The organism is Burkholderiales bacterium (assembly GCA_023511995.1).
GTDB lineage: Bacteria > Pseudomonadota > Gammaproteobacteria > Burkholderiales > Thiobacteraceae > Thiobacter.
The window spans coordinates 78,191-89,452 of sequence record JAIMAL010000011.1; the positions used below are offsets into that span (position 1 = coordinate 78,191).

General features: G+C 65.5%; 9 protein-coding genes. 3 read left to right on the forward strand and 6 right to left on the reverse strand.

What is annotated here, in order from left to right; genetic code table 11:
• Window positions 1–74: 74 nt before the first annotated feature.
• Both K6T56_07530 and K6T56_07535 read left to right on the forward strand, forming a co-directional pair.
• Window positions 75–1,304 carry a cupin domain-containing protein gene (locus K6T56_07530; protein ID MCL6556192.1) on the forward strand — a complete coding sequence of 410 codons (1,230 nt, stop codon included), beginning with the start codon at window positions 75–77 and terminating at the stop codon, window positions 1,302–1,304.
• Window positions 1,297–1,791 carry a hypothetical protein gene (locus K6T56_07535; protein ID MCL6556193.1) on the forward strand — a complete coding sequence of 165 codons (495 nt, stop codon included), beginning with the start codon at window positions 1,297–1,299 and terminating at the stop codon, window positions 1,789–1,791. Before K6T56_07530 ends, K6T56_07535 begins: the two co-directional genes overlap by 8 nt.
• Window positions 1,792–2,261: 470 nt before the next feature.
• Here K6T56_07535 and K6T56_07540 read toward each other — a convergent pair whose 3' ends face one another.
• From K6T56_07540 to K6T56_07555, 4 genes are all read right to left on the reverse strand, one after another.
• A complete protein-coding gene (locus K6T56_07540; GenBank protein ID MCL6556194.1) occupies window positions 2,262–3,029 on the reverse strand; it encodes an MBL fold metallo-hydrolase in 768 nt (255 codons plus the stop codon).
• Complete coding sequence (gene bamC, locus K6T56_07545; protein ID MCL6556195.1) at window positions 3,029–4,123, reverse strand: outer membrane protein assembly factor BamC; 1,095 nt, start codon at window positions 4,121–4,123, stop codon at window positions 3,029–3,031. Before bamC ends, K6T56_07540 begins: the two co-directional genes overlap by 1 nt.
• Before the next feature lie 126 nt (window positions 4,124–4,249).
• Entirely contained in the window at window positions 4,250–5,128 is an 879-nt protein-coding gene (dapA, locus tag K6T56_07550) for a 4-hydroxy-tetrahydrodipicolinate synthase (GenBank protein ID MCL6556196.1), read from the reverse strand.
• A gap of 184 nt (window positions 5,129–5,312) precedes the next feature.
• Window positions 5,313–5,555: a hypothetical protein gene (locus K6T56_07555; protein ID MCL6556197.1), complete on the reverse strand. Its 243-nt coding sequence runs from the start codon at window positions 5,553–5,555 to the stop codon at window positions 5,313–5,315.
• A 90-nt stretch (window positions 5,556–5,645) separates the two neighbouring features.
• On the opposite strand from K6T56_07555, the gene K6T56_07560 reads away from it, so the two are divergent.
• Window positions 5,646–6,722 carry a PA0069 family radical SAM protein gene (locus K6T56_07560; GenBank protein ID MCL6556198.1) on the forward strand — a complete coding sequence of 359 codons (1,077 nt, stop codon included), beginning with the start codon at window positions 5,646–5,648 and terminating at the stop codon, window positions 6,720–6,722.
• Window positions 6,723–6,726: 4 nt separating this feature from the next.
• On the opposite strand, the gene serB is transcribed toward K6T56_07560, so the two are convergent.
• A complete protein-coding gene (gene serB, locus K6T56_07565) occupies window positions 6,727–7,557 on the reverse strand; it encodes a phosphoserine phosphatase SerB (GenBank protein ID MCL6556199.1) in 831 nt (276 codons plus the stop codon).
• Window positions 7,558–7,574: 17 nt separating this feature from the next.
• On the reverse strand, window positions 7,575–11,003 hold the full coding sequence (mfd, locus tag K6T56_07570) for a transcription-repair coupling factor (protein ID MCL6556200.1): 3,429 nt from the start codon (window positions 11,001–11,003) through the stop codon (window positions 7,575–7,577).
• Between the last annotated feature and the right edge of the window lie 259 nt (window positions 11,004–11,262).

Genomic DNA, 11,262 nt, shown 5'->3' on the forward strand with positions numbered 1-11,262 from the left:
CGGGCATTCTAAACCATTTCCGGGCCGGAACAAGGAAGAGGGGTGCAGTGCGCCGGCGCCCTTATAATGCCTTCATGAGGTACACGTTTCTCAAGGGGTTGTCGCCCCGCCAGTTTCTTGCGCGCCATTGGCAGAAGGCGCCACTTTTCCTGCCGGCCGCCTTCCCGGATTTTCAGGACCTCGTCACCCCCGCCGAGCTAATGCAGCTTGCATCCCGCGACGAGGTGGAATCCCGGCTCGTGGTGGAGCGGGCGGGGCATTGGCGTGTGCGCCGGGGGCCGTTGTCCGCCAGGGATTTCCGCGGTCTCAAGGGCAGCCGCTGGTCACTTCTGGTGCAGGGTGTGGATCAGTGGCTGCCGGAAGGCAAAGCCCTGTTGCAGGCTTTTTCCTTCATTCCCCATGCGCGGCTTGATGACCTGATGGTGAGTTTCGCGCCGGCCGGGGGAGGCGTGGGTCCCCATTTCGACTCCTACGATGTTTTTCTGCTCCAGGGACTCGGGCACAAACGCTGGCAGATCAGCGGGCAACGGGACCGCACCCTGCTGCCGGGGGCACCATTGCGCATCCTGCAACGTTTCCAAGCCGAAGCGGAGTGGACCGCGGGCTGCGGCGATCTCCTCTACCTGCCGCCAAAATACGCCCATTACGGGGTCGCGCTGGATGACTGTCTCACCTATTCCATCGGTTTCCGTGCCCCTTCGGCGCAGGAACTCATCACCCATTTCCTCGCCTATCTGGAGGAACAGCTCCAGGTGGAGGGTATGTACGAAGACCCCGATCTCACGGTACCCCGTCATCCCGGGGCAATCGGAGCGCGCATGGTGGAAAAGGTGGAGGCCATGCTGGCCGCCATCCGCTGGGGCAGGGCGGAGGTCGCCGATTTCCTCGGCCGTTATCTCACCGAGCCCAAGCCCCATGTGTTCTTCGAGGCACCGCCGCGTCCCCTGGGGCGCAGCCGTTTCGCCGGGCTGGCGCAAACCCGGGGCATCGTCCTTAGCCTGAAAAGCCTCATGCTCATCTACCACAATACGGTGTTCATCAACGGCGAGGCGGTACAGGTTTCGCCGGTGCTGCGCAGGTGGCTTGTGCCGCTTGCCGACAACCGTCGCCTGGATGGGCTGGACGAGGCGCCTTACGCACTTTTCGATCTCCTCTACGATTGGTACCGGGCAGGCTACCTGGCGCCGGCGGCGCCTTTGCCCTCGGCGTCGAAGCGCGCTGGGCTGGACACGCGCGCGAAGAGGGTGAAGACAAGCGGGGGCCGGTCCACCAGTGCACTCACAGGGGGAAGCCGCCGTGGCTGAGGGCATGGCGACGTTGCGGGGGCAATTTTCCCTGCCTTCCGAATACCGTGCCGCCATCGACAGGCTGGTGGCGGCCGCGCGCCGGCGCATCTGTATTTTCGACCGCGATCTCGTCGGGGCGGGCTTCGATGAACCGGCCCGTTTCGATGCGCTACGCCGCTTTCTTCTCGCCTCGCGGGATAGCCGCCTTGAGATCGTGCTCCACGAAATCCGCGCGGTGGAATGCGCGCACCCGCGGCTTTTGCGTCTGCTCAGCCAATTCAGTCATGCGGTGAGCATCCACCGCACGGAAGCGGAGGCGCGCGGCATCTGCGACAGCATCATGGTGGCCGATGCGCTCCATTTCGTGCACCGTTTCCATTTCGATCATGCCCGCGGCAGCTGGGGCCTCAACGAACCGGTAGAGGCCGAGGCGCTGGCGCGGCGTTTCGCCGAAATCTGGCACGCCTCCCAGCCGGCGATCACGGCCACGGTGCTGGGCCTGTGAAAGGGAAGGGGGTCCAAAGGCAATCCCCTTACATTTTCCTGGGGGCTTGCTATAATTCCGCGCGTCGGTCGGAAATCCTGCAGTTGAAGGCCGATTCTGTCTTTTCGTTTAACTTTAGCTAAAGGGAAACATAATGAAATACTCCGTCCTCCTCGCTGCTCTGCTGGCCGTATCGCTTTCCGCCTGCGGCAAGAAAGAAGAAGCGGCTGCGCCCGCCGAAGCGCCCGCCGCTGCGCCTGCTCCTGCCGCCCCGGCGCCTGCTGCTCCGGCGCCTGCTGCTCCGGCTGAAGGTGCTGCGGCTCCTGCCGCTCCTGCCGCTCCGGCCGGGGACGCTGCCGCTCCGGCTGCTCCGGCGGGTGGCGCTGCGGCTCCTGCCGCTCCCGCGGAAGAGAAGAAGTAATCTCTTCCTCCGGGAAGAAAAAAGCCGGCCTCGTGCCGGCTTTTTTCATGGCGGCAACCCTTTGATTGCCTCAGGCGATGTGCCGCCAGTCGAAGCCGCAGTCCTGATCGGCCACTCCGATCCATTCCGGCTCACACCCCAGCGCCTGGGCGAGGGCGGCGCGGGCAAGTTCCGGGCGGTTGTTGGTGCGGGACAGATGGGCGGCGATGACGTGCTTGAGGCGCCGGTGGTCCAGGGCGGCGAGCAGGGCGGCGGCCGCGGCGTTGCTCAAGTGGCCGTAGTCGCCGGCGATGCGGTGTTTGAGGGGTGGCGGATAGGGTCCCCTGGCCAGCATCTGGGGGTCGTGGTTGCACTCCAGCACCAGGGCGTCGCAGCCGTCGAGCATGGTCTGGATATGGGGCGTGCTGCGGCCCACGTCGGTGAGTAGTCCCAGCCGCCGCTTGCCGTCACTGAAGACGAACTGGGCCGGTTCCCGGGCGTCGTGGGGCACGGGAAAGGGGTGGATCCAGAGGTCGCCCACACTAAAGGCATGGTGGACATCGAAGAGATGAATGTCTTCCGGCACGCCTTCGCCCCCGGCAAGGGCGAGATGGGTGCCGTGGCTCAACCACACGGGCAGGCGGAAGCGGGCCGCCAGACGCGCAACGCCCGCCACGTGGTCGCCGTGTTCGTGGGTGAGCAGGATGGCATCCAGGTCCTCCGGCGCAAGATTGAGCCGGCCTAGACGCCGTGTTATTTCCCGCACGCCAAAGCCGCAATCGACGAGGAGCCGCGTGCGCCCCGCCTCGACGATCAGGGCATTGCCCTCGCTGCCGCTGCCCAGGCAGGCGAAGCGCATCAGCGGAGCTGCTCGTAGAGGAGGTTGAGAATTTTGCCGGCGCTTTCGGACTTGTCCGGCGCGCCCTGTTTGTCCTGGATGCTCACCCGGGTGGTGTCGGTGAGCTCGGTCACGCGCACGCGGAATTCCTCCGGCTGCTGCGTCTTGCCGGTCCGGCGCCAGAAGGCGAGTTTGGAGAACCAGCCGGTATCTTTCTTTTTGCTCTCTTCTGCCTCGGGATCGAGATAGCGCACGTAATAGATGCCTTGCGAGCGGTCGCGGTCCACCACGGTGAAACCCACCCGGTCGAGGGCGAGGCCCACACGGCGCCAGGCCCGGTCGAAGGCGTCGTCGAGGACGAGCACGCTGGTGCCATCCTCATTGCGTGCCAGCCGTGCCCGCTCCACGTTCTGACTGCTCGCCAGCAAGGTCTTGCTCCGGGATTCCTCCACACCGAAGCGCACCATGAGCCGGCGCAGCATCTCCGCCTCCAGCTCGGGATCGGCAGGGCGCGGCTGCCAGATGGTGCGCTGCCCGCCGTCGCCGCCTTCCAGCACTTCGTACATGCCGCGGTGGCTGATGTAGATTTCGGTGGTGCCGGGTTCCTTGCCCGGCTCCAGGCGGGTGCGGAACTTGTCCCGTTCGGCGGTGGAATAGAGGCTGTCAAGCACCTTGCCCAGCACGTTGCGGATGAAATCCTGGGGAATCTTGGCGCGGTTTTCCGCCCAGTCGGTTTCCATGATGCCGGCTTCCGGCTGCTCGGTCTTGATGATGAAGCCCAGCTCCTGCCAGAAATCCCGCACCACCGGCCAGACCTGCTCCGGCGGTGCCTTGACCACCAGCCAGCGCTGGCTGCCCGCCCGTTCCACCCGCACATTGCTGAGATCGGGCAACAGGTTGCCGGTGGTGGCGGCCGTGGCCGGTTTGCCCTGGCGTTCCTGCTGATAGGCGGAGAAGGTGGCACTGCCCCGCGGGGTGACGTCGGGCACCACGTAGCGGTCATCCGGCGTGAGGGCGGTGAGATCGGGCGGCACGTCCAGGGGCGGAATCTTGCCCGCCGACTTGTAATCAATCTTTTTCGTTTCAATGGACATGGAACAGCCGCCGACGGCCATCGCCACCACAAGGGCCGCGGCCCAGAATTTGGTGCCCGGCTTCCTATGCACGCCTTCAGCTGGCCGAAGGCCTGCTGGGGAAAGCGGGGAAGGGGGAAACCCTTGGCGTCGTTTCACGGTCAAGCCTCAGTCAAGCACGCCCGCCCGGCGCATTGCCGCTCGCAGGGTGTCGTGGTGGGCGGGTGCGAGCGGGGTGAGGGGCAGACGGATGCCGCCTTTGATCAGTCCCATCTGGGCCACGCACCATTTGACCGGGATGGGGTTGGCCTCGACGAAGAGTTTGTCGTGGAGGGGAAAGAGGCGCGCATTGATGGCGCGTGCCTCCTCGACGCGGCCGGCGAGCGCCGCCATGCACATTTCATGCATGAGCCGGGGGGCGACGTTGGCGGTCACCGAAATCACGCCATGGCCGCCGAGGAGCATGAGGGCGAGGGCGGACGCATCGTCGCCGCTGTAGATGGCGAAGCCTTCGGGGGCGCGCAGGATGAGGTCGGTGCCCCGCTGCAGATTGCCGGTGGCATCCTTGATCCCCACGATGTTGGGAATCTGCGCCAGCTTGAGCGCCGTGTCGTTGGCAATGTCGGAAGCGGTGCGTCCCGGCACGTTGTAGAGAATCTGGGGGATGTCCACCGCCTCCGCCACCGCGCGGTAGTGCCGGTAGAGGCCTTCCTGTCCCGGCTTGTTGTAATAGGGCGCCACCAGCAGACAGGCCGTGGCCCCGGCCTTCCTGGCCGCCTCGGTGAGCTCGATGGCCTCCCGGGTGGAATTGGCGCCGGTGCCGGCGATGACGGGAATGCGGCCGGCGGCGATTTTCACCGCCTCCTCGATGAGGCGGCGGTGTTCGTCGAAATCGACGGTGGGGGATTCCCCGGTGGTGCCCACCACCACCAGGCCATCGGTTTGCTGGGCAATGTGGAATTCGATGAGGGCGCGATAGGCTTCCCAGTCGAGGCTGCCGTCCTCGTGCATGGGGGTGACCAGCGCCACCAGGCTGCCTTTGATCATGGTGACTGTAAGGAAAAATTGCATTGTACCCCAGCGGCCGCTGGCGGGGGAACGGGGCGCGGGGAAAAGGAGACACCGCGGGGGCGCCGCGGCGACGGGGCGCAAGGAATCCCGATTGCTCCCCCTTCCACCGGGGGAGGAAGGGGCGCAAAGGGTGCCGGGTCTTCCCGGCCGGGGGAGTCCTTCAGTCTGCTCCGCCTTCCATGCGGTCGAGGAAGCTGTCGATGTCCACCTGGACCAGATCGGGGGGCAGGACGTCTTCCGCCTGGGAAATTTCGTAACGCTGCCGCTCCCGGTGGATCACTTCGGCGACGAAGGGGTCCCAGCCGGAGGACAGAGCCTCGTCGTAATCATCGACGACTTCTTCTGTTTCCGGGCCGATCCACGCTTCCGTGGCGCCGGTGCTCATGTCTTTGATGATCAGCATGTTTCACCTCCCGGCGGCAGAGGAATTGCCGCCTGCCTTTCATTAAACGTCCGCTTCCGCAAAAGCTTGAGGGTGGCGTAAGCTTTCGCCATGTCCGAGACACCTTTCCCCCGCCCCCTCAAGGGACGCGGCGCCGCAACCAACCCGGATGGCCGCTTTGAGTCCCTCCGCCGCGTGGCGGAGGATGACGGCTGGGGAAGTCTCGAGGCGGAGGCGCCACCGGTGTCCACCGTGCTGGGCGTGGACAAGGCGCGCCGGGTTATCACCTACAACGATTCGCCGGACATCCCCTTCGACCGTTCCATCAACCCCTACCGGGGCTGCGAGCATGGCTGCGTGTACTGTTTTGCGCGGCCCACCCACGCCTATCTGGGCCTGTCCCCTGGTCTGGATTTCGAAAGCCGGCTCTTTCACAAACCGGATGCGCCAAGCCGCCTGCGCGCTGAACTCGCGCAACCGGGCTATGTCTGCCAGCCCATTGCGCTTGGCATCAATACCGACGGCTGGCAGCCGGTGGAGCGGCGTTTGCAGCTCACCCGCCGCATTCTCAGCGTGCTGGCGGAATGCCGCCATCCGGTGTCCATTGTCACCAAGTCGGCCCTGATCGAACGGGATCTCGATTTGCTCACCACCCTTGCCGCGGAGGGGCTCGTGCATGTTTTCCTTTCCCTCACCACCCTGGATCGGGACCTCGCCCGCCGCCTGGAGCCCCGTGCCCCGCAGCCGGCGCGCCGCCTGGCCACCCTGGAAACCCTGGCGGCGGCGGGCGTGCCGGTGGGCGTGATGGTGGCGCCGGTGATCCCGGTGCTGACGGACCCGGAAATGGAGCAGATTCTCAAGCGGGCGCGGGAGGCGGGGGCGCAGGAGGCGGGCTACGTGGTCCTGCGTCTGCCCCACGAGGTGAAGGACCTCTTCCGCGAATGGCTCACCCTGCACGCGCCCCTCAAGGCGGAGCACGTCATGAAGCGGGTGCGGGAACTCTTTGGCGGCAAGGATTACGAGGCGCGTTTCGGGAAGCGCCTGCGCGGGGTGGGCACCTATGCCCAACTGCTACGGGATCGTTTCCGGCTAGCCTATCGGCGACTGGAATTTCCGGGGCTGCCACCGCTGCGGGTGGATCGCTTCCGCCCGCCCCCCGGAGATGCTGGGCAGCTTGCGCTCTTCTAGGGGCTCAGAGGAAAAGATGCAGCACGCCATCCAGGCCCACGTGGTTGATGGCGTAGGTGGTCTTTTCCCGCACCACCGGTTTGGCATGGTAGGCGACGCTGATGCCAGCCTCGGCGAGCATCTTGAGGTCGTTGGCGCCATCGCCGATGGCGAGCACCCTCTCCCGGGGCAGGGCCAGCTCGGCGCGCACGCGGTTTAGCCAGTCCGCCTTGCCCTGGGCATCAATGATGCGGCCGAGAATCCTGCCGGTGAGCCTGCCATCGACTATTTCCAGGGTGTTGGCGGCGGTATAGTCGAGGGCAAGCCGCGCCTTGAGGCGGTCGGTGAAGAAAGTGAAGCCGCCGGAGACGAGCAGGGTTTTGATGCCATGGGCCTTGAGGGTGGCAAGGAACTGCTCGGCGCCCGGGGAAAGCTTAAGCCGCTCGTCATAAACCCGCTGCAGGGCCTCTTCCGGCAGGCCGGCGAGCAAGGCCACGCGCCGGGTGAGACTTTCCGCGAAATCGATCTCCCCCCGCATGGCGGCGGCGGTGATGGCCGCCACCTGGGGTTTCAGGCCCAGCATGTCGGCGATCTCATCGATGCACTCGATGGTGATGAGGGTGGAATCCATGTCCATCACCACCAGGCCCAGTCGGTCGAGCTTTTGCTGCGGGGGCACGTAGCCGAAGTCCAGGGCTGCCGCCTCACACTTGAGCGGCACCTGGGGGTGGGGGGTGCAGGGGAAGAGCCGGAAAACGTTGGGTGCCACCTGCTCGATGCCCGTGGCGCCCGTCAGGCGGGCGAGTTCCTTGAGGTCGGGGGTGGCTACTTCCAGGCCCTGAACGACGAGATACATGATCTTTTCCTGGGTTGTCATGGAGCTTGGCCGGTGAGCGCGGCAAAGATGTCCTGGATCGCCCGCGCCCGCTGCTCGGCATCCGCGGTCTGCAGGGTGATGCGCAGCCTGTCCTGGCCTGCGAGTTTGTAGTTTCTGTCTTTCTGGATCAAGCCGATGATGCGCGCCGGGTCGATGGGCGGCTGCGGCACGAACTGCAGGGTGATGGTCTCCCCACTGGCATCGATGCGGGCGACACCCACGTCCTTGGCCAGGATGCGCAGGCGATGGGTGGCAAGCAGCGTCCTCGCCTGGGGGGGCAGGGGACCGAAGCGATCCACCAGTTCCTCCTGCATGGCCGTCAGTTCGTTGAGGGTCTCGCAGTGGGCCAGCCGTTTGTAGAGGACGAGACGCTCGTGCACGTCGCCGCAATAGTCGGCGGGCAGCAGCGCCGGGGCGTGCAGGTTGATTTCCGTGGTGGTATGGAAAGGTGCCGCAAGGTCCGGCTCCCGGCCCGCTTTGAGCGCTTTCACCGCCTCCTCGAGCATCCGGGTGTAGAGGGAAAAACCGATTTCCTGCATCTCGCCGCTTTGCGCCTCGCCCAGAATCTCCCCCGCGCCGCGGATTTCCAGATCGTGCATGGCGAGGTGAAAGCCCACGCCGAGGTCCTCCATCATCTGGATCGCTTCCAGCCGCTTGCGCGCCGAGGGGGTGAGGGCACCCTCCGGCGTCAGCAGATAGGCGTAGGCCTGATGATGGGAACGTCCCACACGGCCCCGCAACTGGTGCAACTGGGCGAGGCCGAACTTGTCGGCGCGGTTGATGATGATGGTGTTGGCGGTGGGGATGTCGATGCCGGTCTCGATGATGGTGGTGCACAGGAGCACATTGAAGCGCTGGTGGTAGAAATCCCGCATGACGTGCTCCAGCTCCCGCTCCCGCATCTGGCCGTGGGCGATCGCAATGCGTGCCTCGGGCACGATGCGCGCAAGCTTTTCCCCCATGGTGTGGATGCTCTCCACCTCGTTGTGCAGGAAATACACCTGGCCGCCGCGCTTGAGCTCCCGCAGCACCGCTTCCCGGATGAGCCCCTCGCGCCAAGGGTGAACGAAGGTCTTGATGGCCAGGCGCCGCTGGGGCGCGGTGGCGATCACGGAGAAATCGCGCAGACCCTCCAGGGCCATGGAAAGGGTGCGGGGAATCGGGGTGGCGGTGAGGGTCAGCACATCCACCTCCGCCCGCAGCGCCTTCAGACGTTCCTTCTGGCGCACACCGAAACGATGCTCCTCATCGATGATCACCAGCCCCAGGTTGCGGAACACCACGTCCGGCTGCAGCAGGCGGTGGGTGCCGATGAGGATATCGATCCTGCCTTCCCGCACCCCTTCAAGGATCTGCGCCTGTTCCCGCGCGGTGCGGAAACGGGAGATTTCGGCAATGCGTACCGGCCAGTCGCTGAAACGGTCGGAGAAGGTATGGTAATGCTGGTCGGCTAGCAGCGTGGTGGGCACCAGCACCGCCACCTGTTTGCCATCCGCCACGGCGATGAAGGCGGCACGCAGGGCCACTTCCGTCTTGCCGAACCCCACATCGCCACACACCAGCCGGTCCATGGGCTTGCCGGAGGTCATATCCTCGATCACGGCGCGAATCGCCGCCGCCTGGTCCGGCGTTTCCTCGAATTCGAAAGCGGCGGCGAAGGCCTCGTAGTCTTTGGCTTTCAGGCGGAAGGCATGCCCGGTGCGAGCGGCGCGTCGGGCATAGAGATTGAGCAGTTCCGCGGCGGTGTCGCGGACCTGTTTTGCCGCCCGCCGGCGCGCTTTCTCCCATTGGCCACTGCCCAGTTTGTGCAGCGGCGCATGCTCCGGTGCGCCGCCGCTGTAGCGGCCGATGAGGTGGAGATTGGCCACCGGCACATAGAGCTTGTCGCCGCCGGCGTATTCGAGGAGCAGAAATTCCGTCTCCCCTTCGCCCAGGTCCAGGCTGACCAGCCCCTGGTAGCGGCCGATGCCATGCTCCTCGTGCACCACAGGGTCGCCGATGCGCACCTCGGACAGATCGCGCAGGAGATTTTCCGGGCCCACCCGTTTCGCCTCCCGCAGCCGCGACTGGCGCACCTGCAGCGCATAGAGCTCGGTCTCGGTGATGAGGGCAATGCCCGCCCGGGGAAGCACGAAGCCCTGGCCAAGGGGGAGGGTGGCGAGCATGAAGCGCTCGCCAGCAGTGAGAAAGTCGGCAAAGCTCTCCGCCGCGGCCGGTGTGAGACCGTGTTCCCGCAGCATTTCGTTGATGGTCTCGCGTCGCCCCGAGCTCTCCGCCGCCAGCAGCACCCGGCCGGGAAAGCCGGCGATGAAGTCTTTCAGTCGCGCCAGCGGCTCATCGGCCCGGCGGTCCAGGTGGAGCGCCGGCAGCGGCGCGGTATCACAAACCGCCGCATGGGCCGAGGCCCCATTGCCGGCGACGATGCTCAGCCGGGGATGATCCTTGATGGCGGTGAAAAACTGCTCGGCGGTGAGAAACAGCGCATCCGGTGGCAGGAGCGGCCGTTCCCCGTCGCCTTGCAGCAGTGTGTAGCGGGAGCGGGCCTCGCGCCAGAAACGCTCCGCCGCCTCCCCCACCCCGTGGTGCAGGCAGATCACCACCTCCGGCGGCAGGTAGTCGGTGAAGGTAGCGGTCTTGTCGAAGAAAAGTGGCAGGTAATATTCAATCCCCGGCGGCGCGAGCCCCTGGCTCACGTCCTTGTAGAGGCGGCTTTTCGAGGGGTCTCCCTCGAACCGCTCGCGAAAGGCCTGGCGGAAACGGGCAATTCCCGCCTCATTGAGAGGGAATTCCCGGGCCGGCAGAAGCCGCACCTCCTTCACCGGATAAATGCTGCGTTGGGTGTCCACGTCGAAGGTGCGGATGGACTCGATCTCTTCGTCGAAGAGGTCGATGCGATAGGGCACCGCGCTGCCCATGGGGAAAAGATCGATCACCCCGCCGCGGATGCTGTACTCCCCCGGAGCCTGCACCTGGCTGACATGGCTGTAGGCCGCCACGGTGAGCTGCTGCCGGAAAAGATCCAGGTCGAGGCGGCTGCCCTGTTTCAGGAAAAAGGTGTGGGCGGCGAGGAAATCCTGCGGCGGCAGCCGATACAGGGCGGTGGTGACGGGCACGATGACGATGTCGAAGGTCCGCTGGCTGATCTGGTGCAGGGTGGCCAGGCGTTCCGACACCAGGTCCTGGTGGGGCGAGAAATGGTCGTAGGGCAGGGTCTCCCAGTCCGGGAAGAGGTGGACGGCAAGCCGAGGATCGAAGAGGGGGATTTCCTCCCGCAGGCGCTGGGCGTCCAGGGCCGTTTCGGTGATGACCGCAAGTTTGGTTCCGTCGGCGGCGAGTTGGGCCAGGGCGAGCGCGTCCGACGAACCCACGAGGTTCGTGTAGCGGCGGATCTCACCGGGGGCGGGAAGCGGGCCGGAAAACAGCATGGGGCGCGGACAAAAAGCGTGAATTATAGGGCAGGCGCCGGGGCAGGGCACGGGGCCAAAGTTTTCCCTCAAGTTGTGGCGTCCGCGGCCGATACAAGGGGTACCTACTCGGGACGGAGTGGGGCTCTCCTTGGGAGGCGGACGGCGTCCGCCTCTTTTTTCTTGCGGCCTCTGCTATGGTAAGGGGTGGATTCAATCTCGAAGTGCAACGCGGCTGTATGATTGCATAAATACCTGATGAGGTGTTTTCCAGTTCAGG